This window comes from Marinomonas sp. THO17 (assembly GCF_040436405.1).
In the GTDB taxonomy this organism is placed as follows: domain Bacteria; phylum Pseudomonadota; class Gammaproteobacteria; order Pseudomonadales; family Marinomonadaceae; genus Marinomonas.
This window is the reverse complement of sequence record NZ_AP031575.1, coordinates 636,649-659,358: the sequence shown is the minus strand read 5'-3', so window position 1 is coordinate 659,358 and position 22,710 is coordinate 636,649. Positions and strand designations below refer to the sequence as shown.

Sequence of the window (22,710 nt, the reverse complement as noted above, 5' to 3'; positions counted from 1 at the left end):
ACCAGAAACAAAGGCTGTCAGCCTATTTTCGGGCGGACAGCCTTTATGCAATTGACGCTAAGTTTGCTGAATCAATTTGGTATCAGTTTGCTCCATGGGAAGTTATGGCCGTTTAGACCACAACCCCCTGTGGCTGGATTGCTGCTGTCTGCTTTTGGGTAAATAGTAAAGTTATTGGCATTGGCTGCTGTGCTGGCATCATAGACCTGCTGGCAATACCAGATATCGCCAAAATAATGAGTCCATTCAAAACGACTAAATTTGTCAGGATAGTATGGGTTGGCACTGCTGTTCTTGGCAGTGAGATAACTTTCTGCATTGTTAACCAACTGATAAACAAATACGGATTGATTGTTAATAATCCATTGTTTTGCCTCAATATCTTGACTGTAGTTGTAGTTATCTGTGTAGCTGCCTTTAATATCGGGTGCTGGCAAGTCGGTCGTATGATATGGGGTAGAACAGGCTACCAAAAGCAGACCGGTAAGCAGGAATGAGCAAGTGAGCAGTGTATTTTTCAGAGATTGCATTGGGTATTTCATGTCTTAGTCCTTAAACAATGAATACGATGGCATAAAGCGTTGTGGCACTGTTTAACTTTAGTTGTGACACTTTTAACTTTAGTTGTGACACTTTTAACTTTAGTTATGACACTTTTTTACTTTAGTTATGACACTGTTTAACCTTAGAAGCCAAGCAGCAAAATGGCAAGCTGTTCCTTTTTACATGCCACATGACATAGATTAGCTCGGTTCTGCTGTGGTTTCGTTTCTGCTTTCTTGAATGCGCTTGTAGATCTCATGTCTGTGTACGCTGATCTGACGTGGCGCTTTAACGCCAATTCTTATATGGTTACCTTGCACACCTAATACGGTGACTTGAATATCGTCGCCAATATTGATGGTTTCTCCCGGACGTCTTGTTACTACTAGCATGGTGTAATTCCTTTATGAATGAGTACTGTTTAAAAATACAGTATAAATTGTATTTCAGTCAACAATTAATATTGTTTTTTTATTTTCTATTCATGAATTAGCTAATCAATCAGTGATCGTTTTACTTCTCGTGCAACACCGATAATCTCATCGTCGCGGCTTAAAGTCACGGGTAAATAGTGGCCATTAAGGGGTTTTAGGTAGGATTGACCCGCATCCATGACAAGTTGTTTAAAGGTCACCTCTTTTGCCTTGTTGATTCTCGCTAGTACAAAGCTGCCATGTGTTGGCTGCAGACCTGGTTCTATCAATACTAGGTAACCGTCGGGTATGGACAAACCAGTTTGGTTGCTCATGCTGTCGCCAATAACTTTATACCAAAATGCTTTGCTGCTAGCGGCTTCGGGCGCTTCGAAGAGTTGTTTGGCCGTGGCTAATGTCTCTTCTAGGTTATGGCTACGGAGGAGTTGAGCGGCGTCAAGCAAGGGGCGTTCAATACGCTTTTGGTAGTGACTTGAGACTTCGCGAACTTCGTCTTCATGTCCATTTAAGAGCCAATCTGCTTGGCAGTTTAGGGCTTTAGCGAGATTGAGTAATTTACGAGGATTTTGGGTATGACCATCTTCAATTTTCTGTAAAGACTGTTGGCTAATGCCAACACGGCTTGCTAACTCAACTTGAGTCAGTCCTAATGCTATTCGTTTTTCCTTGACGCGCTTTGCAATACCCATAAAAGGATGATTACAACTTTATCTGTATTTGACAAACAATAAAAACTGTTTTTAGATACAACAAAGGTTGTAAATAAGGAGGTTATATGTCAGCCATCGCAAAAGCCGTTGCCATTGTTGGAAGTCAAACTGAATTAGCTAAGCAGTTAGGAGTCAATCAATCTCATGTCTGGAATTGGATGCATTTGCATCATAGGTGTCCAGCCAAATACATTCGACGAACATCGCTGGCGACCAATGGTGAAGTAACGGAAGTGGATTTGTTGATGGATCATGAAGTGCAAAAAGTTGGTAAAACAAAAACGCCTTTCGCTCATTAATCAAGGTGAGAGGGAAAGGCGTATTGGCCATGTTGGCCGGATGTTTACCGTCACCTGAAAGAAGATTTCAGGTGACGATTCAGCTAGCCGTCGCTCGGGTTTTCTCCCGGCGGTATGTGAGTTTTAACTGGTCTTTCATTGTCATCGTGATTGCTACCAGCAAGAGGACGGATATGACCGTTATCGCGGTAAAAGCCAATGTCCTTGAGGTAATGATCGTCTAAATGACGAAATATTTGATTGGTACGACGGGCTTCCAAGTAATCTTTAGCGGCGTTGAATAGGGCAATAATACTCATAAGTTTCTCCAAATAGAAAAAGTAAAAGCGGAACTTACGAGGATATGGAAAAGGTGACCGCGTAAATTCCGCGGTCAATGATGCAATTACACAGGCATTGAACGCGTACAGCGATAGAGTGATCGCACTTGTTTATTACAAGTAATCGCCATAGAAGAAGTTTGGTGATTATTCAGATAGAATTGTGTCATCTTGCTTCTCCTTTTCTCTGTCTAGTTCAATAATGTAATTGTGCTCTTTGAGCTTTTTCATTGAGCCTGATTATTTTCTTTATGTCAAACACTTATATGCAAATAACGAAAATTTAATTTTGCTTCGACGTCCTGTGTTTAGTGATTTTCCTGTACAATGCGCGCGGTTTTCCATCTTATTTGTTTGAGAAGTATTATGGCAATTAAAGCAAGGGTTTATAAAGCGTCCGTTCAGGTGTCGGACATGGACAGGCATCATTATCAAGGTTATGACATTACTTTGGCATTGCATCCATCGGAAACGGAAGAACGTATGATGGTGCGGTTAGCCGCCTTTGCTCTGTTGGCCGATGACAAGGTAGGGGATGAGCAGCTGAGTTTTACCAAAGGGTTGAGTACCGAAGAAGAGCCTGATTTGTGGCAAAAGAACTTTTCAGATGAGATTTTGCTGTGGGTGGAATTGGGCCAGCCGGATGAAAAACGCTTACGTAAAGCCTGCGGTCGCGCCCAACAAGTGGTAGTGGTGAATTACAATGACAAATCCGATCTTTGGTGGCAGCAGAATAAAGGCAAAAACAGTCGCTTTGACAATTTGCGCGTCTTACATTTTCCGGAACAGCAAGTCATTGAGCTCGCCAAGATTTGTGCGCGTTCCATGCAATTGAATGTGACCATTCAAGATGGTGAGATGTGGGTGTCGGGCGAGTTAGGCGAGGTTGCCCTTACTCCAACATGGCGTGGCGAGCAATAAACTCGCCACTTGCTTATGATTAGACGGCTCGGTTAAGGGTGCGTTGAAATAGGGCAACCGCCTTCGCATAATACTCCAACGCCAGCGCAGGGTCGTATCGGTCTCCCTCGTCACGCATGAAGGCATGTTGTCCGTTCACTTCATACCAGCTAAACAAACGATCTGTCGCGATTAATTGCTGATAAATTTTCTGACGTCCTTCGGTTGGCACGTGTGGGTCTTGTTTTCCCCAAACCATGACCAATTCCCCTTGGATTTCACCTGTGCGAGTAAAGGAATCATTGTCAGGCTGACAAGGAATTGTGTTGGAGTGAATGTCTGTAGCGTAAAGACAAAAAGCCGCTTGAATACGAGGGTTTAACGCGGCGCGATAGGCTAGGTGTCCGCCTAAACAAACGCCCATGCTGCCAAATTGTCCATTGCAATAATCTTGTTGAGAAAGGTAGTCCAACATGGCAGTGGTATCCGAATCGTGAGATTCCAATGGTTTGCTAAACTTGTCTGAGTTGCCTTTGTCTTTGCCTTCGTCGTCGTAGCTCAGAACCGTGCCAATGGGGTTCAGTTCATGAAACACTTCCGGCACTATGACGATAAAACCGTGCCCTGCCATGATGGCAGCCGATCGCGCAATGGGCGCGGTTTGTTGGAAAATTTCAGAATAAAAAATAATGCCGGGGAAACGTCCTTCCGCTTTGGGTCGGTAAACTGTGCAGCGCATGGTGCCGGTTGGCGTGGTAATATCTTGATCGTGACGTTGAATAATCATCTTGGTCCTTATCGGATGTGTTGCTTTATTACATGATAAGCGAGTCTAAGAGTATGGGCTAGAAGGAAAATGAAGCCGTGCGAATTTTATTGATCAGTGCTTATGAGGCAAGCAGCCATAAAGCTTGGGCGAATACGCTGATGGCGGCAATGCCAGAGCATGATTGGCACTATTTGTCTCTGCCCGCAAGGCATTTTGCTTGGCGCATTCGTGGTAACGCCATGAGTTTTGCGTTTGATCCTAAATTCAAAGACACATTGCAACGACCTTATGACCTGGTGATCGCCACCTCAATGACCGATTGTGTGGGTCTGAAAGCTTTTTGCCCCGATCTGCAAAACCTGCCTTGGATCTTATATTTCCATGAGAATCAATTTGCTTACCCTGCTAATGATAATCAACAGGGTGTGGTGGAAATGCAAATGGTCACCTTATACAGCGCATTGGCGGCAGACAAATGTGTTTTTAACAGCGAATTCAATTGCCACAGTTTTTTTCAGGGGGCTAAGGCGTTATTGAAGAAACTGCCTGACTACGTCTCCCCGGACTGGTTGGACGATACACAAGCCAAATCGGAAGTACTTCCTGTACCGGTTTCCCTGTCATCCCAAGGTCGCCGTACTGGGGCATTTGGCCAAGGTAAAATTAAATTGGTATGGGCGGCGCGCTGGGAGTATGACAAAGGCCCTGAGAATTTATTGGCCATATTGCGTGAGTTAAAGGCACGACATCTGGCGTTTGAGATTGCCATCATGGGCGAGCAGTTTCGCAGTTACCCAGAGGTGTTTGATCAGATACAAATCGAGTTTGCCGAACAGATAACACAGTTTGGTTTTGCCGATAACCGAGAAGAGTATCTGTCTATTCTGCACCAAGCCGATGTGTTTTTATCCACTGCTTTGCACGAATTTCAAGGTTTGTCCGTACTCGAAGCCGTGGCTATGGGCTGTTTGCCACTCTTACCACAGCGTCAAGTTTATCCTGAATTGTTCGACCCTGTGTTTCTCTACCCAAGTGTATTGGGCGATGAAATCGCAGAGGCGAAAGGGGCGGTGGATCGTCTTTTGGCATTGCTGGAGCAAGAAGCACTTGCTCCAAACATAAGCGAATATTCCGAGGAGCACCTTATTGCAAGCTATCAGGCTTTAATTAAGGACTTGGTGAAATAACCTCATTAGTGAGGCAGACCTCAAGTGAGATCTGCTTCTATGGCGGCGATTAAAGCCTCATTGTTCGGCTCCACATCAGGCGCAAAACGTTGAATATCACCATGCTTACTGATGAGAAATTTTTCAAAGTTCCACACCACCTCAGGAGCTTGCGTTGGTTCAATCTGATGTTGTTTGAGCATATTTTCCATGCTTTCACGATTGGGGGTAATGGGAACTGCTTGAGTGAGGTCTTGATACAAAGGGTGTGTTTCGGGGCCAGTCACCACAATTTTACTAAACATGGGGAAGCTAACATCATAATTCAGACTGCAAAATGCTTGGATTTCGGCATCTGAACCGGGTTCTTGCCCGGCAAAATCATTGGCTGGAAAACCCAATATCTCAAAACCTTGTGCTTTATATCTGTTGTACAAGGCTTCAAGGCCTTTATATTGTGGGGTTAAGCCGCATTTTGACGCGACATTCACAATGAGTAGGGTTTTGCCTTCGTAGTCCGAAAGGTTAATGGCCTCTCCTTGAATGGTTTTCACAACATGGTTTAAGACTGTGGTCATTTTTCCTCCTTTGATTCCTGTAAATGATCTTTTGTTCACTTTTAGCATAGCGGGTAAAAGGGTTGCACGAGAAAAAATATCAATCATGCTGCTCAGATCAGCGTAAATATCGATTGGCATAATTTCTGTTAAGAGAGCTCGATGCATTGCCCCTGCATGGCTTTTGCGTCTTCTGGGTCATGGGTGACCAGCAAGGCGGGAATATTAGCCTGGCGAATTTCGTTCAGTACAAATTCCCGTACCTCACGACGCAGCGCTGGGTCGAGTTTGCTAAAAGGTTCGTCTAGTAAGAGACAGTTTGGTTCCGCTAATAAGGTTCGTAGCAAGGCCACACGGGCTTGTTGTCCACCAGATAGAGCTTCTGGTAACACATTGGCTTTATCAGGAATACCGAGTTTCTCAAGGGCATGTTGTGCTTTTTGATGGCGCGTTTTTTTGTGGTGATGATGGGGAATGGCAAAGAGTAAGTTTTCTAGAATGCTCATATGGGGAAACAACAAAGGGCTTTGTTGTAACAGACCCACTTGGCGTTCTTGAGGCCCTAAGTCATGTAGTGTTTTGTTGTCCAGCAGCACCTCACCTTGTGCGCTAAGGGCGTGATCAAGTGTGCCGCTTAAATAGTGCAGTAAACTAGATTTACCTATGCCACTTGGCCCCATGATGGACAAGACTTCGCCCTTTTGTATGTCAAAACTGAGATTCTGAATTAAGCTTTGTTCGCCAAGCTGTAGATTGAAGTTTTTTAGACTAAGCACGGGATGTCCTTTTTCGCAATAAGCTGATAACGGACTGGAAAGTCGCTTTACAGCGGGTCTTAAGTATGAGTCGCCACTTGCTCCAGCGGGGCGGTAGCGTCATCGCCAGCCAGAAGACAATAATGGGAAACAGGGTTTGCAACAAGGCCATGCTGCCCACTTGTTTACGATCACCTGAAGCGGCGCGAGTAACGGCTTCTGTGGTTAAGGTACTGTAGCGACCTTCGCCAGCAATCAGGGTGGGCAGATATTGCGCTATGCTCACTGCAAAACCAATGGCAAACGCGGTAAAGAGAGCGGGTTTTAACATGGCGAGTTTAATGCAAAGGTAGTTTTGCAGGCTCCGCTGGTTTAAACGATTGGCTTGCTCTAAATAGGCTTGCGGGTATGCCAAATAGGGGTTTTTTAAGGTGAGATAAACGTAAGGTAAAACATAGAGTAAATGCAGAGCCGTGACTGCAGACAGGGAGCCATTCCAATCAAGATGAATGAGTAACACGTGCAAACCAAACAGAAAGCCAATTTGTGGCAGTAAAATGGGCACGTAAATGAGACTGTCAAAAGCATGATGTTTTGTGTGTTTGCTAGTTGTTTGAGCGCTGCGTTTAATTTCCAGCATCACTAAGCTGATGAGGCAGGCAAACAGAGTGCTCACCAAGGCGATAAATAAGGTGTTTTGTGTCAGTTCCATCAACAAGGGTGCAGCCCGTTCCAAGTTGTCCAGTGTCCATTGGGAAGGGAGAGCATCTGGGAAACGCCAGCGTTTGGTTAGCGACCATAAGGGGAGAATCAATAATGCCCAAACGGCTAACCCTAAACACATACACGCCAGAGCTGCGCCACAGGTCAATAGGCTGTCTGTCATGCCGTGGCGTTTGCCATCACTGCGTTCGGCTCGAGTGAGCTTACTCAGAATACGGTGACTGACTTCCCATCCAGCTAAAACTAAGATAATCACCAGCATAAGCAACACAGCCCCTGCGCTGGCATTAAAACGCATGGTCAAAGCTGGGTCGTTAAACCAGCGGAATAAGGTAACGGCTAGGGTAGAGGGCGTGTTAGGACCAATGATTAAGGCCAGATCGACCACAGTGAGACTGAAGCTGATGACAATGAAAAGTGGTAAGCGTATTAAGGGATACAATTGCGGAATGAGCACTTTTCGCCACGCGGTAAAACGGCCGTAACCTAGGGTTTGGCAAGCTTGTAAGGTGTCACCAGCACGAATGCTGTTCATGCAAGCCAGCATCACAAAGAGTAAATAGGGCATTTCTTTGATGACCAAGGCGAGTATCAGTGACAGTCCGTAGGGATCCTGCACGCTAATCCAATTCGGTGGTCTATCAAAGCCTGTCAGCCAAGGGCTAAAGAGTCGAACCAGCCAACCTGATGGACTTAATAAAAAGACCAAGCCGATGGCAATCGCTGCGTGAGGAATGGCCAGAATGGGCGCGAGCAGATTTTCAATGGTGCGAAAAAAGGGCTTGCCATAGCACCATGCTAATAGGGCCAAGGCCAACCATAAGGCGAGCATTGGCGACACTATGCCGGTTATGAGGGTGAGCTTGAGACTGGCAAAAAATTCAGGCTGAGCAAAGAGACTTTGCCAAGCCGTCAAGGAGAAATCCTCTTCTCCAAGCGGAGGGAAGTATTGAAAAGCGGGCAGTAGGGTGCCCACTAACCCCGCCAGAATAGGCAGCAGTAATAATAGGCAAATTAGCCCTGTGGCCATCTGGCGGAATTTGCTAGGCATAAACAACGGGCTTCTCAAGTGAAAACAGAGTTAACAAGATGTTTGCTTTAGTTAGCGTATCTTTTGCGCCATTCCGTTTCCAATGCGCCTACCCAGCTACTGTGAGGTTCTGGCAAGGTTTGGCCCAGTTCCTCAATGGTTAAGGTGGCGATACCGCGGGGTAGGTCATCAAATTTTTGCTGATCCGCTGAACTCAACTTGTGATAGGCGAGCACACTCAAATCGCCCCATACGGTGGGGGTTTGCTTACGAATTTGTGCTTCTGGTGACAGCAAAAAATTGGCCACTACTTGTGCGCCGGCGGTGGCGCTGCTGTTGTAAGGAATGGCCAAAAAATGCGTGTTGCCTATGGTGCCACCAGTAAACACATAAGAACGTACGGTCTCGGCTAGGTTGCCCTGATCAATCTGTACGGAAGCGGCAGAAATATCAAAGCTTAGGGCGATGTCAATTTCTTGATCGTCCAATAAGCGCATCATTTCTTCAGAACTGGATGGAAAGGTTTGACCGCTTCGCCAAGCCACTTGATGCAATTGATCTAAATAGGTCCACAAAGGCGCAGTGATCTTTTCGAAATCCACTTGATCAACCGGTTGGGCCAGCGCTTTGCGATAAGGGGAAAGTTCATATAGGGCTTGTTTTAAGAAGGTTGAGCCCAAAAATTGCGGTGGCTCAGGGTAGGTAATGCGACCCGGATTGGCTCGTGCATGGGCCAATAACTGGGCCATGGATTTAGGCGGATTGCTGAGGTTGGCAGTGTCGTACATAAAGATGACTTGTGCCATGCCCCAAGGGGATTCCATGCCCTCCACGGGGGTACCAAAGTCTTGCGTTAAACTTTGGCGAGCATTTTCATCTACGTAGTTTTGGTAATTGGGTAAGCTCTGGCTGAATGGGCCAAACAGCAGTTGATTGTCTTTCATAGCGCGGAAGTTTTCGCCATTAATCCAAATGAGGTCAATGGAACCTTGTTGATCTTTGCCAGCGGCTTTTTCGGCCAATACTCGGTTTACAGCGTCCGCTGTGTCCGTTAGCTTGACGTGCTTTAATGTCACTTGATAATCGTCTTGGATGCGATCGGCTGCCCATTGAATGTAGTTATTGATATTATCGGCGCCACCCCAAGCATTGAAGTAGACGGTTTGCCCTTTCGCTTGCTGAAGGGTATCTGGCCAGTGAGTTGGCTCTGATTGGGCTGGTACAGATTGAGAAAAGAGTAAAATGGCGCTGGTGAGTGAGGTCGCAACAACAGATTTGATCACGAAAAAGCTCCTATTGTGTTATATGTTTTTGGATTAGACGTAACATAGGCATCCTTTATTACACTGATTTTATTATAGTATTTGGTTTTTATTAACATTGTTATTTAGCGTAAAATGAGCGGCATTATTTGTGCTGTTAACACAGAGCTTGAGCTACCGCTTACTTTGACCAAGATTGAGGTTCTATGTCCTATCAAATTTATTCTCACCTGTTACCCAGTGCAACACCGGGCACACAAAGAGTCTTAAAAGCACATCATTTTGGTGAGGCTGGGGCGCGTCCAAAAGTGTACCTTCAGGCTGGTTTGCATGCAGACGAATGGCCGGGTTTTTTGGTGCTTAATACATTGATTAAGTTGTTGATAAAAGCTGAGCAAGCGGGCTCAATTCAAGGTGAGATCATTATAGTACCAGTGGCGAACCCGATAGGCTTAGCGCAGAATTTTCACGGTTATATCCCGGGGCGTTTTGCTTTTTCGGATGGCGGTGAAAACTTCAATCGTAATTGGCCAAGATTGGGAGACAAAGTTGAAAAGCGCATTAAAGGGGACGTCAGTGCCGATGTGGAAAGCAACTTGGCCTTGGTACGGCAAGCGATTCGTGAGGAGCTTGCTTTACTGCCGGAGATGACCGAATTGCAAGGCATGAAGAAAACCTTGCTGGCTTTGTCTATGGATGCCGATGAGGTGATTGATTTGCATTGTTCTGGTGAAGCGTCAATGCATGCTTATGTACCGCAGGAATTTGAGGAGCATTTCAAACCCTTGTTAGGCTTATTAGAGGCGAAGGTAGGCCTATCTGAATTGGACACGGGGGCCGCTTCTTTTGATGAAACCAATGCCAGTGTGTGGCGCAGCTTGAAGAATCATTACGCTCATTTGATTCCGTGGGGCTGTCGCTCTTTGACGCTGGAGTTGCGCGGTGAAAATGATATTAATCAAGCTTTTGCCGGGCAAGATGCGCAAGCTTTGTTTGATTACTTGCTTTATCGAGGTGTGGTGCAAGGTGAGGTCGTCGAGCCGGATACGTCACAAGTACATTATTACCCTTTGGATGCCATGGATTTGGTGAAAGCGCCTTGCGCGGGCATTGTGTGTTATCACAAAGACATAGGTGACCTAGTGGAAGAAGGAGAAGTGATTGGCGAAGTGGTCAATCTACTGGAAGACGATGTCGAGCAATCTCATTATCCTTTGGTATCACGAACCAACGGAATTTTCTTTGCTCGGTTGCAGCGGCGCTTGGTGGTGTGTGGTGAATCCATCGCCAAAATTGCCGGTAAAGAACACCTAGCTTACCGGGAAATCGGTCATTTATTTGAAGACTAGGTAATTCCTTGAGTGAAGACATTTTGCGTCAAACACAAATGAGTGCATCCGCTAATCGCTTAACGGATGAGCAAATGGCTGTGGTGCAACACGACCTAACTCGTCCTGCTAAGGTCATTGCCGTAGCGGGGGCGGGTAAAACCACCACCTTGATTGCTCGCATCGAGTATCTGTTGTCACAGGGTGTGGATGCTGCTCAGATAGGCGTTTTTATGTTCAATAAAAGCGCGCAAGAAGAGTTTTCCCAACGCTTGCATCAAGCCTTGGCCCATAAAGGCTGGCGTGCGCCCAGTGTGATGACCTTTCATGCTTTTGGTATGCGCTTGTGTCGTCGTTTGGAGCAAGCAGGCTGGCTTGAGACGGCCAAGTTGCTAACGGACGATTTCAGTCTGATCAAGTTATTGCGTGAGGCCATGCAGGGGTTGCTGAAACGCGGTGAAAAAGTGACCATCCAAGACGAAAAAGACTGGCTGGAGGACATGCTGCTCTTTATCGATCAGGTGAAAGCGTCAAACATGGCGGCACAGGATGTGTTTGAGCAGTTAGCTTGGTCGAAAGAACGGCGCTTTTTTGTGGCCTTGTATGAAGAATTGGAAAATCTGAGGCGACGTCAAAAAATACGCTTCTTTGCCGATTTGTTGAGCGATCCTTATGCGCTCATTGCTCAATTAAGCGCAGAAGATTTGCATCGTATTAGTGCTTTGGTGCCCAATTTCCAGATCTTATTGATTGATGAGTTTCAAGACATCAACCCTTGTCAGTATGCGTTACTTAAACGTCTCTATCCTGCTCCTTGTCAATGGATGATAGTAGGCGATGTGCAACAATGTATTTATGAATGGCGCGGAGCCAGTCCAGACATTATGGCGCGTCAATTTGATGTTGAGTTTGCCGATACCGTGACTTATCCCTTGAGTACCAGCTTCCGCTTTGGTCATGCGGTGGGGCTGATGGCGTCCAGTGTGATTAGTGAAAATGACGGGAATGCTCTGGTGGTGGGAATGGGAGAGCGAACACGAGTCTCCTTCGCCAAGTCTGCAAAAACCGGCAAGGCACTGCTTGGTGAGCTCAAAGCCTGGTTGGATGAAGGTCAGTCGCTGGATGATTGCGCGGTTTTGGTTCGGCTTTACAGTGACATGGTACCTGTACAATTGGCGCTGATGCACAAGGGGGTGCCGTATCAGTTGCACGGCGACTCGCCCCTGTTGGAAAACCGACAGATTCGTATGCTGATGGCGTATTTGGCGGTGATGGCAGGCGGATTAGAACAAGCCAAGGTGTTTTTCCAAGCAGATGACCTTGAGTACTTGCTGACCGTACCCAGTTTAGGTGGTGCGGTAGCGCAACGTCGACACTTGATTCAACAAGCCAAACAAGCCCCACATTTGCTACCACAAATCATTGAGAACATGGCGGACAGTACAGAAGGCTGGCGAGGGAAAAAATTGCTCGAACGAGCAGATTGGCTGCGCAGTTTGAGTGCGTATCGCAAGGATCCTGCACAAGGCTTGCTTGTTACCTTGGAGAAACTCGGTATCTATCGATACTTTGAGAGCACCAGCAGTAAGGACATTCAAGCGCAAGAAAAAATCGCCACTTGTGAGGCCTTTATTGCTTATGTTCGAGGTGTGGGAGGGGAAGCGGCTAGCATTTTACAACAGCTGGCAAGCTTGAATGAGCGCCAATCCGATGTGGCACAAGGTGTGCATCTGATGACGATCCATAAATCCAAAGGCTTGGAGTTTGGGCAAGTACTTTTGTGTGGCTTGCAAGAAGGTCGTTTTCCTTATTATGAAGAAGACTTGAGTGCAATCGACAAGCAAGCCGCTAATGAACTGGCGGCTGAGCGGCGTTTATTTTATGTGGCCATGACACGAGCCCGTCATAAGTTAGTGATATTAGAAACGCCAAGTGCTGACGAGAACAAACAATTGAAGCTGGGGAATATCCCCAGAGCCGGTATAAAGTCCTTGTCATTATCACGTTTTATTTTTGAGGCTCAGCCCTTTGCGGTGAGCCAAATATGCGATGCTTGGTATCAAGCTCGTGATGGTGATGTGATTGATACGGAGAAAGGCTCGGTTTTTCAGCGCTACTTGGCGTTTGTTCAGCCGTCACCCAGGCTTTCCTTCCGTCATAAGGTGGCAGGAAAAAGCCAACTCAAGCCCGGGGACAAGGTACGTCATGATCAATTTGGTCAAGGTGTGGTTGTCCGACAAGAGCAAAATGATAGGCAGATGATTTTTGTCGATTTTGGCGAAGCTGGATTAAAACGTTTTAATCCCAAACATACTAAATTAGTGAAAGTATCTTCACGGACTTAATCCCGACGAGGAGAGTATCAATGTCCATTCCACTTATTGACCTAGCCAAATTAACCAGCGCCAGCGATGCGGTGCGCCAACAAGAAATTCAGTCGTTGGACACGGCATGTCGAGAAATTGGTTTCTTTTACTTAGTAAATACAGGCTTGCCAAATAGTCTGATGCAAGCCTTGATGCGTGAAGCGAAGCGTTTTTTTAATCAGCCTCAGCAGGTGAAAAATGCCATAGACATTAAAAACAGCGCGAATCACAGAGGTTATGGCAACATAGGTGAAGAGCAGCTTGATGAAGTGACTCATGCGGACTGGAAAGAGACCTTTGACATGGCATTGGACTACCCGGCTGATCACCCTTTGGTGGCAAAATACCCGACCATGTATGGCCCCAATCAAAATCCGCGCGATCCTCAAACCTTGGAAGTATTGCAAGACTATTATGTGGCGGCATTTGAGGTCGCACAAAAGTTGCTGACGGCCATGGCGCAAGCCTTATCACTAGAAGACGATTTCTTCACCCGTTGTTTTACGGATCACGTGACAGTACTGCGCATGATTCATTACCCACCTCGACCAGAAGCCGGTCACGACAATGGCGCGGGGGCGCACACAGACTATGGTTGTGTGACCTTGTTACTGCAAGATCAAACTGGCGGCTTACAGGTGAAGAATCGCCAAGGAGAGTGGGTGGATGCGACACCAATTGAAAATGCGCTGGTGGTGAATATTGGGGATTTAATGCAGCATTGGACGAACGATGAATACGTTTCCACCGCCCACCGAGTGCGTGCTTCGTTGCCGGACGTGCATCGTTATTCTTTCCCTTTCTTTGTTGAACCTGACTACGAAACGCAAGTGACTTGCGTGCCCAGTTGTCAGTCGGCTGATAAGCCAGCAAAATATCAGCCTGTTTTAGCTGGGGATTGGATTCAGTCGCGTTTTGATGCCACTTATGCTTATCGAGAGGAAAAGCACTGACTCTTCGACTAAGAATGAGAAAGCTCGTCTATTGAGAAAGCAAAGATCAAAGATGGCAATCTATTGAGCGCCTTAGGCGCTCAATTTCATTAGGTTTGGTAGGGCTTGAATTTGATACCCATTGTTGCGAATTTTCGCCATGTGGCCAGCCGGTACCAATGTCCAATCTTTATTGGACAGTTCAAGTGGTTCTGAGCCAATCACAATATGAGAGTCAAAAGCTTTGCAGTATAGGCTTGGCGCTTGTTCATCACTGGAAAAACGAATGGCAATCATCTCTTCACCATTGGAGACCACAGAGGTAAATCTCAGCGGTTCCTGAATGCCTTTGCTTTTCATAATCTCTAAAATCTGTGCCAGTGTGGTGGCAATGGCTTGTTCTGGGTTTTGCTCTAAGCCATTGGCGATCATTAACAAGAAAATCACTTCTGAGTCGGTTGCTCCTTGTCGCTCGCCATAAAGCGCTTCAGGAATAAGGCGATCCAATTGGTAACGAATGGACTCATAGCCGCCAATTTGTCCGTTATGCATGAAGAGCCAATTCTTATAACTGAAAGGGTGACAGTTTGAACGGCTGGTGGCCGTGCCCGTTGAGGCCCGTACATGAGCGAAAAAGAGGCCGCTTTTAATATGTCTGGCAAGGCTTTTGAGATTACTGTCGCTCCAAGCGGGCAGAATTTCGTGATATAAGCCGGGCTCACTGCGTTCATCGTACCAGCCCAAACCAAAGCCATCGGCATTCACCGTGACTTCTGATTTTTTGGCACTTAAACTCTGGTGAACAAGGGAATGCTCCTGTTCAAATAATAATGACTCAAGGTAGACAGTGTCTCCTTGATAGGCCATCCAACGACACATTTTCTTCTCCTGACTGCAAGAAGCATTAAGATAATTAGAACATAAAAAGGGAAACCTGAGTTTCCCTTTTTAATTGATATCACTCATCTACTAGACGGTGAAGTAGCTGACTTTATGAGAAAGCTGTTTTGCTAAGCCTGCTAATTGTTCGGCAGATTGGCTAATGGAATGAATCGAGTTTGTCGTTCTCTCTGTAATACTGGTGATGTTCGACACGTTTCGGTTCACTTCGGCGGTAACAGATGCCTGTTCTTCTGCAGTTGCCGAAATACGATCATTCATTTCACGAATTTTAGACACAGATTGATTGATGTTCAATAAAGAATCTTCTTCGTGTTTGACTTGTTCAACCGCATCCGATGATCTTTGATGACTGGAGGTCATGGCTTTAACCGCAGAAGAGGTGCCAGATTGCAGTTGACTAATCATTTTCTCAATTTGCTGGGTAGCGTCTTGGGTGTTTTGTGCCAGATGACGTACCTCGTCAGCCACCACAGCAAAACCACGACCTTGTTCTCCAGCACGGGCTGCTTCGATGGCCGCATTCAGTGCTAATAGGTTGGTTTGTTCGGCTATGCCTAAAATAACATTAAGAATGTTGCTGATTTCATCGGTATTGAGCTGTAACTGATGGATGGTTTCCGTTGAAGAGGCTATTTCTTTGGCCAGTTCTTGAATGCTGTTGATGGTGCGTGTGACAATCTCTGCGCCTTGATTGGCGGCGGTTTCTGCCACATGAGCCGCTTGGCTGGCATCGCTTGTTGATTCAGACACATGCACAGCGGTGGCTTGGATTTCGTTAATGGCTTGTGAAATCAATTGCGTCTCTTCTTGCTGGCGATCCACCATGTCTGACGATTCATGGGTAATACGATTGAGATCATTTGCAGCCTTGGTCAGCATCTCACTTGAATTGGCAACATCATGAAGGATGCCGCTTAATTGCGTGACCAGTTTGTCCATGGCCGTTTCTAACATGCCGATTTCGTCTTTGCGTGTGCTGTTTACTGGCTCCTGCGAAAGGTCACCAGAAGCAATGTCTTCTGCGCGGCGAACCGCTTTAATGAGAGGGCCGCAGATACCATTAATGATCAACACACTGATAACAACGCCAATAATGATGAGAATGGCTGCGATGCCGCCATTAGCGTAAATGGTTTGGTTTAATTTACTGTTTTGGTTGGCGGCGACCTGGTTACCATAGTCATTAATGGAAGTAATGATGGCTTCCATTTGGGTATTAACATTGGCCAAACTCGCATCGGCCACACGGCGTGCTTTGTTGGCTTGTAAGGTTTTCAACTTAATCCACCAACCATAGGTTTCCGTACTGGCTTTTAGGAAGACGCTTTGCTCTTGCTCTAGTTGAGCAATTTGCTCAAGTAGATTGGTTAAATTGTCATTTTTTGGCATGTCGCCAAGAATGCTTTTGACACTCTCAAAGCTAGCCAGTAATTCATCGGTATAAGCTTTGAATTTTTTCTCAGATTCTGCGATGAGTTCAGTACCATACCCACTTAGGGACTTGGCGATGGAAACTTGAAAGTAACCACGTTCAAATTCTACGGATTGCTGTAGGAGTAATTGGCGGCTTTTCTCTAGATGCTGCATTAATTGCAAGCTTTGGGAAGAAAGACTCTGTAATTCTGATGATACAGATTTACTAGAAAGGGCAGAGTTAATACTCATGCCAATAATAACAATAGAAAATAATGCGATTAGGGAGAGAATTTTGGTGCGCACGGATAGGTTTAGCATAGTGGCTCCTGAGTTGTGGTTGAACTAAGAGGAGCAATCCTTATGCCAGTTGTCGTTACATCCAGATACAAATGCTGTCTGTTATTCACGGTAATTTGTTCTCCTTGTGGGAGGTTGGGTAAAGGATAGCCTTTTGAGCAAGGCCTTAAGGGAAATTGATGGTCATTATTGCGTATAGGAAGGAGATAGACAACAGTATAAATCTTGTCAAACAATACAAATTAAAAGCAATTTCAAAAAAACAAATCCATTACTAAAATGACTGCCATAAGAGTGGGCGTAGCGTCATTTCTATGATTTTATTGCCCAAATTTAGTGCGTCAAACAGCGGTGAACTCTGCTATTTTTGCGGCGCTGAGCTGACTACTACCTGATCGCCTTCTACCTTAAAGAAAAAACAATCGCGACGGTTGGTGTGGCAAGCAGGGCCTTTTTGATCCACTTGTAAAAGGATACAGTCGCCATCGCAGTCAAAGGACATGGCAATTAAAGACTGACGATGACCAGAGCTTTCGCCTTTGCGCCAATAAGTTTGTCGAGAACGCGACCAGTAGCATACCTGTCCCGTTGCCAAGGTTTCACGAATCGACTTTTCATTCATGTAGGCCAGCATTAACACTTCGCCAGTATCGTGTTGCTGAGCGATGGCCGCAATGAGACCCGCATCATCCGTTTTAAGATTGGCTAACACTGTGTCTAACGAAATAGTCTCACCTTTATTAAGGTTTTCGTATGCTTTTAAACTCATTTTTTTACCTTATATTCTGAAATAGCGCCTTTTCCTATTCCCTCAAATGCATGAACTTGAATCATGCTATTTGGATGCTCATACGCCAAAGTGTGTGCAATGTGGTCGGATAACGATTCCACTGTCGTGTCACACTCTAACATGTAAACCTGATTGGAGTTGATGGTGAGCTCAAAAAGACCTTGTTGGCTGGTATAGCGAAAGGCGTGGTGTGGCAGACCATTGATTTGCGTGATTTCAAGCAAATCTTCTTGTGTGCCTAAATAAATGTCGTGCCAGCGTTGTGCCCAGTCCTGTTCCAGTGCAGGTGCGGCTTCGTCATTCTGATAAATCTCTATGCTAGAGCGATGTCCATGAGCGATACGTTGGCAATTACCAGCATGTTTCTTTAAACCATGACTGTATTGGTATTGGGCGCCTTGGATTTTTTCTGGAGTAAAGCGAACACGAATGGCTTCCAGTTCCGCTGGTAATAAATTGAGTATTTGCTGTTCAACCCAGGCTTGTGCAAATTCTGGGGTGATTTTGTCACAAGGTAGCGAACAAAAAGCTTGTTGAGGAGCATCGCAACGAAAATGACGACCATCTTGATGATCAAATTGAAAAGACAGGCGATCCTCAGGCAAACGGGTTAATTTGCTATTGGGGTGTTGCGTTGGAATGGCCAACATATGGTCAATATTGTCGTCCAACCATTTCTTGATTTGTTTTTTCACAATACTGAAGTCACAAATCATACTTTCGTCATTCAACTTGCCCGTTAGCACTATGTCGGTTTGCCAACTTTCCCCTAATAAACCACGCTCTGCGTCATAGTAGGAAAAATCCACGTGGGTTAGGTTTTTTACAAATAGCTTCAACTTGCTACTCCTCAAAAATAACGGCGCGTATTTTACCTTATTTACCTAGGAGGATATAGCGGAAGAAAAGCCTGTTTTCGAATCCTCTTTTCAGTATGGGAAAAACCTAAGAAGGCGGTTGATATTTCAGATCGGCAGCGTATAATCTCGCCCCAAGGTCAACAGGCCTCCTTTATGGTGTCTCTGCTGGTCCCCTCGCAACAATAAATCGTGAATTTGGTCAGGTCCGGAAGGAAGCAGCCACAGCGATGGACTTGTGTGCCGAGGTGCGGCTGGTGGAGGTGCCACCTAAATTTCCCACTTATATTTCCTTACCTTATTTCAGTGGTTTTTATTTTTCGTCAATGTCTAAGGTATTTCCTATTTGATCGTGTCTGGGCTTGCTAACAGAGTTCGAACGGCGAATACATTTAACTGTGTGTTTTGATGCCTTCCTGTGAGCGGTTTGAGCAATTACGTAATTTCTTGTTATAGGGCAGGAAGTTTCCTAGATGAATTCTATATTTATAGTATCTAAGAAAGCATTTTAGGAGCATCGTATGAGGATTCGTTTATTCTTGCTGGCAGTCGTGTTGTTGCCATCTTTGAGTCTGGCGCAGACTTTAACCTTTGGCGTAGTACCACAACAATCGGCTAAAACCCTAGCGGCAAGATGGTCGCCCGTACTGAACTACATCAGTGAAAATACGGGGATAACGATTCAGTTTGCCACCGCTAAAAATATTCCTGAGTTCGAAAAGCGCTTGTTGGCTGGGGAATACGATCTGGCGTATATGAACCCTTATCACTATGTGGTGTTTCATCAAAAACCTGGGTATCAGGCCATTGCCAAGCAAAAAGACAAGCAAATACGTGGCATTGTTGTGGTGCGAAAAGACAGTGATATTGACTCGTTAGAGGATTTGCAAAACACACGCTTGGCATTTCCTTCTCCTGCTGCCTTCGCGGCAAGCATTTTACCGAGAGCACAAATGGCACAGGAAAATATTGTCTTTACGCCTTCTTATGTGTCGTCCCATGATTCTGTGTACCTCAATGTCTCACGGGGTTTTTTCCCAGCAGGAGGTGGCGTAATTCGAACCTTTAACAATACTTCCCCTGAGGTTCGCGAGCAGTTGAAAGTACTTTGGCAGACCAAACCTTATACCTCTCATGCCATCGCGGCACATCCTAGAGTCGCTCAGGAACAACAGCGCAAAATTGTACAGGCCATGTTGCAAATGAACGATGAAGCTGAGGCAATGTCTTTGCTCAAGGCGCTCAATTTCAATGGCCTGGAGGCCGCTTCAAACGATAGATGGGATGACATTCGTGACCTGGATATTAAGTTGCTTGATCACATGCTTGAGTAACCCTGCTATCGAATAGGGCAAAGGAAGGAAAAATGTCATTAAGGTTGAAGACAATATTGGGCATTGCGTTGATCGAAGCTGTCTTGTTGGCTTTTTTGATATCAATGACATTGAATTATTTGGAGTCAACCAACTACGAGGGTTTGTATAAGCGAGCAACCACCACGGCAACTCTGTTCTCGACAACAACCAAAGACGCGGTGATTTCTTATGACCTTGCTTCATTAGAAGCCTTTAGCACTGAGTTGATGACGAATCCAGATATTGTCTATGTGAAGGTGTTAACCCCTGAAGGTCAGGTATTTACACAAGCGGGTGAAGAGCAATTTTTAACACGTGCTTTTATTGAAGATACAGAGGTCTCGGCAATAACAGATGGGGTATTTGATATCAGTGCAAGCATAGAGGAAGGCGGTCAGATCTTTGGCAGGATTGAATTGGGCATTGATACCAGTGCCTTGAGTCAGTCCATTCATGAAGCTAGGTTGTGGAGTGCCTCCATTGCCTTTGGGGAAATGCTATTGGTGGCCTTGTTTTCGTACTTGTTAGGAACCTATCTAACAGGACGTTTAAGTAAGCTTCGTGATGCGGCTAACGAGATATCCAATGGCAATACCAAGGTGCGGCTATCAACCAAAGGCAAGGATGAAGTGTCTGATGTGGCAGAGGCTTTTAATCATATGTCGAAGCGCTTGACCAAGGAAGCAAAGCAAAGAGCGAATTATGAAAATCAATTGAAAGAGTTGAATCAAACTCTTGAAGGGCGGGTGGAGCGTCGAACAGAGCAGTTGAGAAATAACCTTTATAAGTTGGAAGCCACCAATAAGAAGCTGCAAGCCACTCATGAAAAATTGGTGCAATCGGAAAAAATGGCGTCCATTGGTACCCTTGCGGCGGGCGTGGCCCATGAAATTAATAATCCGATTGGTTATGTGATGAGTAATGTGCAAAGGCTGCAGGAGTACAGTGAAACCTATCAGGAAGCCATTAAGCGCATCTTATACTTAATGAATCAAGAATCTGCGGATATTGAGCCGTCTTTAGAAGATCTAATGAAGTGGTTGCAGGAGCAGGATATCGACTTTATTCAGGAAGATGTCGCTGAGTTAATGACAGATACTCTTGAAGGCACAAAGCGTATAAGAGAAATTGTCTCGGGGTTAAAAGACTTTTCCCATGGCAATACTGACCATGTGATGCGTGAGGAAAATTTGAATGAAGCGATTGAAAGAACCCTGAAAGTAGCGCATAACGAACTCAAATACATAGCGAGGGTGAAAACAGACTTAGGTAATATTCCTAATGTACGATGTAATGTTGGTCAGGTGCAGCAAGTGTTACTTAACCTTCTTATTAATGCTGGGCACGCCATCAGTGAGAAGGGCATCATTAAGATTAAAAGTGGCGTTGCGGGGAAAGAAGTATATGTTGCTATCACTGACAATGGCACAGGAATATCACCAAAATTGCAAGAAAAGATTTTCGACCCATTTTTCACCACCAAAAAAGTTGGCAAAGGCAGTGGTTTGGGCTTATCCATTGCTTATGGCATTATGCAAGATCACAACGGCAGAATAGAATTAGAAAGTGTGGTCGATAAGGGCACTCGGTTTACTCTCTATTTTCCAATGATATAATTTTCCAATGATATAATTTTCCAATGATATAACGCACTATCTTACCGGCTTTTTCAAACCGACTCGTTCTCTTAAGCGAGTGCGGATTTTCTTCAGTAAAAAAACACTTTTACTCTCTTTTCGCTTGATGAATTCGGTCAGTATGGCCTTTTCACCAAAATATATACAAAATTGTACTTTTTCGTATGCAAAAACAAACTCATGTTTTTATTTGTAAAAAACATCAACAAGGAAGCTGCTTTCCCTGCTGATGTTTTGTTGGATATTGAAGTGATGAGTGAGGTCAGAGCTTTAATCTGGCCTCACGAACGACACCAATGATACGACATTGGTCAGTGACTTCAATTGGACGGTAATTGGGATTGAGTGGTTTTAGATAGGTTTGTCCTGCATCTATGATCAGCTTTTTAAAAGTGACCTCTTTGGTTGAACCCACTTTCGCTATGACTAAGTCGCCGTTTTGAGCCTGCATACAAGGATCAACCAGGATGATGTGCGCTTCACAAATACTGGGGCCAACCGGGGATACCATGCTGTCTCCCGAAACCATTAGCCAAAAGGCCTGATGACTAATGGCGGCTGGAGCGTATTCCCACTCTAATTGGTCTTTTATGCTAGCTTTATCTTCAAACTCACGCCAAGTCTCTGCTTGAGCATAGCTGAGAATAGGCAGTTTTTTGCTGATAAAAGATGGCGTGAAGCCATTTCCTTGCTGGGCTGGAGAAGATGAGTGCGAGTTGGTTGACACTCCTCCAAACAACCAGTTTGCATCACACTGTAATGCTCTAGTGAGTGGAATAATGTATTTACCGCCAGGCGAAGAAATACCATGAAGCCACTGACTGACTGATCCTTTGGTTGCGCCTGTCATCCTTGTTATGTCGACGGCCCGAAGGTTGTGTTCCGTCATTTTTTGTCGAATACGATCTGATATATCCATGTTAAGAATGCTAAACTAACTTTGGTTTATTTATACAACTTTATTTTGTTTAATCAAATAAACTTTTTTGATGTTTTATAAAGATAATTATTACTTATAGTTATTCAGTATTTTTTTGCACCCAACAAGAATTAGCCCAACGACTAAGAATCAGTAGAGGTTCTGCATCACAGTGAGGTGCGATTATTACCGAGAAATAAGCTTTGTGACTCAAAAGGCTCATTAACGGCATACTGAAATATCATCCTAAGCTTTATTAGAAAAATCGTATAGAGTCATTGTGTTACGTTTTTGAAAGGTTTTGTATGCGAAGAGGGGAGACGAGCATCAGTCTTGTAATAATGCTGCGCAAAGACCTGTTGTATTAATGTTATTGAGATGTGTTAGTAAAATCCATGTACAGAGAAAATAAATAAACCAGCTTATTATTGCTGGCTTATTT

General features: G+C 45.1%; 22 protein-coding genes and 1 other RNA gene. 9 read left to right on the top strand and 14 right to left on the bottom strand.

The window, feature by feature from the left end:
* Positions 1 to 71: 71 nt before the first annotated feature.
* The 3 genes from ABXS85_RS03090 to ABXS85_RS03080 form a co-directional block, all read right to left on the bottom strand.
* A complete protein-coding gene (locus tag ABXS85_RS03090; protein ID WP_353668586.1) occupies positions 72 to 542 on the bottom strand; it encodes a hypothetical protein in 471 nt (156 codons plus the stop codon).
* Between the two features lie 201 nt (positions 543 to 743).
* Positions 744 to 935 (bottom strand): carbon storage regulator CsrA, encoded by a 192-nt coding sequence (csrA, locus tag ABXS85_RS03085; RefSeq protein ID WP_353668585.1) that lies wholly within the window; start codon positions 933 to 935, stop codon positions 744 to 746.
* 101 nt (positions 936 to 1,036) lie between these two features.
* Positions 1,037 to 1,666: a LexA family transcriptional regulator gene (locus ABXS85_RS03080; protein ID WP_353668584.1), complete on the bottom strand. Its 630-nt coding sequence runs from the start codon at positions 1,664 to 1,666 to the stop codon at positions 1,037 to 1,039.
* Between the two features lie 86 nt (positions 1,667 to 1,752).
* Between ABXS85_RS03080 and ABXS85_RS03075 the strand changes: the two genes are divergently transcribed.
* Positions 1,753 to 1,986 (top strand): YdaS family helix-turn-helix protein, encoded by a 234-nt coding sequence (locus tag ABXS85_RS03075; RefSeq protein ID WP_353668583.1) that lies wholly within the window; start codon positions 1,753 to 1,755, stop codon positions 1,984 to 1,986.
* 83 nt (positions 1,987 to 2,069) lie between these two features.
* Here ABXS85_RS03075 and ABXS85_RS03070 read toward each other — a convergent pair whose 3' ends face one another.
* Positions 2,070 to 2,285, bottom strand: a complete 216-nt coding sequence (locus tag ABXS85_RS03070; RefSeq protein ID WP_353668582.1) for a hypothetical protein — start codon at positions 2,283 to 2,285, stop codon at positions 2,070 to 2,072.
* Between the two features lie 387 nt (positions 2,286 to 2,672).
* Here ABXS85_RS03070 and ABXS85_RS03065 point away from each other — a divergent pair, with 387 nt between their 5' ends.
* Positions 2,673 to 3,227 carry a YaeQ family protein gene (locus ABXS85_RS03065; protein WP_353668581.1) on the top strand — a complete coding sequence of 185 codons (555 nt, stop codon included), beginning with the start codon at positions 2,673 to 2,675 and terminating at the stop codon, positions 3,225 to 3,227.
* Positions 3,228 to 3,246: 19 nt separating this feature from the next.
* Here the strand turns inward: ABXS85_RS03065 and ABXS85_RS03060 are convergent, their stop codons facing one another.
* Positions 3,247 to 3,993, bottom strand: coding sequence for a dienelactone hydrolase family protein (locus tag ABXS85_RS03060; protein ID WP_353668580.1), 747 nt, complete (start codon positions 3,991 to 3,993; stop codon positions 3,247 to 3,249).
* A gap of 77 nt (positions 3,994 to 4,070) precedes the next feature.
* Here ABXS85_RS03060 and ABXS85_RS03055 point away from each other — a divergent pair, with 77 nt between their 5' ends.
* A complete protein-coding gene (locus ABXS85_RS03055) occupies positions 4,071 to 5,162 on the top strand; it encodes a DUF3524 domain-containing protein (protein ID WP_353668579.1) in 1,092 nt (363 codons plus the stop codon).
* A gap of 20 nt (positions 5,163 to 5,182) precedes the next feature.
* Here ABXS85_RS03055 and ABXS85_RS03050 read toward each other — a convergent pair whose 3' ends face one another.
* The 4 genes from ABXS85_RS03050 to ABXS85_RS03035 all read right to left on the bottom strand — a co-directional run bounded on the left by ABXS85_RS03050 (position 5,183) and on the right by ABXS85_RS03035 (position 9,489).
* On the bottom strand, positions 5,183 to 5,719 hold the full coding sequence (locus tag ABXS85_RS03050) for a glutathione peroxidase (RefSeq protein WP_353668578.1): 537 nt from the start codon (positions 5,717 to 5,719) through the stop codon (positions 5,183 to 5,185).
* Positions 5,720 to 5,847: 128 nt separating this feature from the next.
* Positions 5,848 to 6,474, bottom strand: a complete 627-nt coding sequence (locus tag ABXS85_RS03045; protein WP_353668577.1) for an ATP-binding cassette domain-containing protein — start codon at positions 6,472 to 6,474, stop codon at positions 5,848 to 5,850.
* Positions 6,467 to 8,227 (bottom strand): ABC transporter permease, encoded by a 1,761-nt coding sequence (locus tag ABXS85_RS03040; RefSeq protein WP_353668576.1) that lies wholly within the window; start codon positions 8,225 to 8,227, stop codon positions 6,467 to 6,469. Before ABXS85_RS03040 ends, ABXS85_RS03045 begins: the two co-directional genes overlap by 8 nt.
* A 47-nt stretch (positions 8,228 to 8,274) precedes the next feature.
* The gene (locus ABXS85_RS03035; protein WP_353668575.1) at positions 8,275 to 9,489 is read right to left on the bottom strand and encodes an ABC transporter substrate-binding protein; all 1,215 of its coding nucleotides are present in this window, start codon (positions 9,487 to 9,489) and stop codon (positions 8,275 to 8,277) included.
* A 185-nt stretch (positions 9,490 to 9,674) separates the two neighbouring features.
* Here ABXS85_RS03035 and ABXS85_RS03030 point away from each other — a divergent pair, with 185 nt between their 5' ends.
* Genes ABXS85_RS03030 through ABXS85_RS03020 form a run of 3 tightly spaced genes read left to right on the top strand, consistent with a single transcriptional unit; the run spans position 9,675 to position 14,115 of the window.
* A complete protein-coding gene (locus ABXS85_RS03030) occupies positions 9,675 to 10,817 on the top strand; it encodes a succinylglutamate desuccinylase/aspartoacylase family protein (protein WP_353668574.1) in 1,143 nt (380 codons plus the stop codon).
* Positions 10,818 to 10,825: 8 nt separating this feature from the next.
* Complete coding sequence (locus tag ABXS85_RS03025; protein ID WP_353668573.1) at positions 10,826 to 13,141, top strand: ATP-dependent helicase; 2,316 nt, start codon at positions 10,826 to 10,828, stop codon at positions 13,139 to 13,141.
* A gap of 20 nt (positions 13,142 to 13,161) precedes the next feature.
* Entirely contained in the window at positions 13,162 to 14,115 is a 954-nt protein-coding gene (locus ABXS85_RS03020) for a 2-oxoglutarate and iron-dependent oxygenase domain-containing protein (protein WP_353668572.1), read from the top strand.
* A 72-nt stretch (positions 14,116 to 14,187) separates the two neighbouring features.
* Here the strand turns inward: ABXS85_RS03020 and ABXS85_RS03015 are convergent, their stop codons facing one another.
* From ABXS85_RS03015 to ABXS85_RS03000, 4 genes are all read right to left on the bottom strand, one after another.
* Positions 14,188 to 14,973 (bottom strand): class II glutamine amidotransferase, encoded by a 786-nt coding sequence (locus tag ABXS85_RS03015; RefSeq protein WP_353668571.1) that lies wholly within the window; start codon positions 14,971 to 14,973, stop codon positions 14,188 to 14,190.
* A 90-nt stretch (positions 14,974 to 15,063) separates the two neighbouring features.
* The gene (locus ABXS85_RS03010; RefSeq protein WP_353668570.1) at positions 15,064 to 16,731 is read right to left on the bottom strand and encodes a HAMP domain-containing methyl-accepting chemotaxis protein; all 1,668 of its coding nucleotides are present in this window, start codon (positions 16,729 to 16,731) and stop codon (positions 15,064 to 15,066) included.
* Between the two features lie 340 nt (positions 16,732 to 17,071).
* Positions 17,072 to 17,479, bottom strand: coding sequence for a phosphoribosyl-AMP cyclohydrolase (gene hisI, locus ABXS85_RS03005; protein ID WP_353668569.1), 408 nt, complete (start codon positions 17,477 to 17,479; stop codon positions 17,072 to 17,074).
* Positions 17,476 to 18,339, bottom strand: a complete 864-nt coding sequence (locus ABXS85_RS03000) for a hypothetical protein (protein WP_353668568.1) — start codon at positions 18,337 to 18,339, stop codon at positions 17,476 to 17,478. Before ABXS85_RS03000 ends, hisI begins: the two co-directional genes overlap by 4 nt.
* A 184-nt stretch (positions 18,340 to 18,523) precedes the next feature.
* On the opposite strand from ABXS85_RS03000, the gene ffs reads away from it, so the two are divergent.
* The 3 genes from ffs (at position 18,524) to ABXS85_RS02985 (ending at position 21,328) form a co-directional block, all read left to right on the top strand.
* Positions 18,524 to 18,620, top strand: an RNA gene (gene ffs / locus ABXS85_RS02995) — signal recognition particle sRNA small type.
* Positions 18,621 to 18,878: 258 nt separating this feature from the next.
* The gene (locus tag ABXS85_RS02990) at positions 18,879 to 19,691 is read left to right on the top strand and encodes a phosphate/phosphite/phosphonate ABC transporter substrate-binding protein (RefSeq protein ID WP_353668567.1); all 813 of its coding nucleotides are present in this window, start codon (positions 18,879 to 18,881) and stop codon (positions 19,689 to 19,691) included.
* A gap of 32 nt (positions 19,692 to 19,723) precedes the next feature.
* The gene (locus ABXS85_RS02985; protein ID WP_353668566.1) at positions 19,724 to 21,328 is read left to right on the top strand and encodes an ATP-binding protein; all 1,605 of its coding nucleotides are present in this window, start codon (positions 19,724 to 19,726) and stop codon (positions 21,326 to 21,328) included.
* A 283-nt stretch (positions 21,329 to 21,611) separates the two neighbouring features.
* Here the strand turns inward: ABXS85_RS02985 and ABXS85_RS02980 are convergent, their stop codons facing one another.
* Complete coding sequence (locus tag ABXS85_RS02980; protein ID WP_353668565.1) at positions 21,612 to 22,268, bottom strand: S24 family peptidase; 657 nt, start codon at positions 22,266 to 22,268, stop codon at positions 21,612 to 21,614.
* Positions 22,269 to 22,710: the final 442 nt, after the last annotated feature.

Coding starts and splice junctions, on each gene's coding strand:
- ABXS85_RS03070 (WP_353668582.1), bottom strand. CDS start 2,285: ATGAGTATTATTGCCCTATTCAACGCCGCTAAAGATTACTTGGAAGCC.
- ABXS85_RS03020 (WP_353668572.1), top strand. CDS start 13,162: ATGTCCATTCCACTTATTGACCTAGCCAAATTAACCAGCGCCAGCGAT.
- ABXS85_RS03030 (WP_353668574.1), top strand. CDS start 9,675: ATGTCCTATCAAATTTATTCTCACCTGTTACCCAGTGCAACACCGGGC.
- hisI (WP_353668569.1), bottom strand. CDS start 17,479: ATGAGTTTAAAAGCATACGAAAACCTTAATAAAGGTGAGACTATTTCG.
- ABXS85_RS03040 (WP_353668576.1), bottom strand. CDS start 8,227: ATGCCTAGCAAATTCCGCCAGATGGCCACAGGGCTAATTTGCCTATTA.
- ABXS85_RS03015 (WP_353668571.1), bottom strand. CDS start 14,973: ATGTGTCGTTGGATGGCCTATCAAGGAGACACTGTCTACCTTGAGTCA.
- ABXS85_RS03090 (WP_353668586.1), bottom strand. CDS start 542: ATGAAATACCCAATGCAATCTCTGAAAAATACACTGCTCACTTGCTCA.
- ABXS85_RS02985 (WP_353668566.1), top strand. CDS start 19,724: ATGTCATTAAGGTTGAAGACAATATTGGGCATTGCGTTGATCGAAGCT.
- ABXS85_RS03060 (WP_353668580.1), bottom strand. CDS start 3,993: ATGATTATTCAACGTCACGATCAAGATATTACCACGCCAACCGGCACC.
- ABXS85_RS03080 (WP_353668584.1), bottom strand. CDS start 1,666: ATGGGTATTGCAAAGCGCGTCAAGGAAAAACGAATAGCATTAGGACTG.
- csrA (WP_353668585.1), bottom strand. CDS start 935: ATGCTAGTAGTAACAAGACGTCCGGGAGAAACCATCAATATTGGCGAC.
- ABXS85_RS03075 (WP_353668583.1), top strand. CDS start 1,753: ATGTCAGCCATCGCAAAAGCCGTTGCCATTGTTGGAAGTCAAACTGAA.
- ABXS85_RS02990 (WP_353668567.1), top strand. CDS start 18,879: ATGAGGATTCGTTTATTCTTGCTGGCAGTCGTGTTGTTGCCATCTTTG.
- ABXS85_RS03065 (WP_353668581.1), top strand. CDS start 2,673: ATGGCAATTAAAGCAAGGGTTTATAAAGCGTCCGTTCAGGTGTCGGAC.
- ABXS85_RS03010 (WP_353668570.1), bottom strand. CDS start 16,731: ATGCTAAACCTATCCGTGCGCACCAAAATTCTCTCCCTAATCGCATTA.
- ABXS85_RS03050 (WP_353668578.1), bottom strand. CDS start 5,719: ATGACCACAGTCTTAAACCATGTTGTGAAAACCATTCAAGGAGAGGCC.
- ABXS85_RS02980 (WP_353668565.1), bottom strand. CDS start 22,268: ATGGATATATCAGATCGTATTCGACAAAAAATGACGGAACACAACCTT.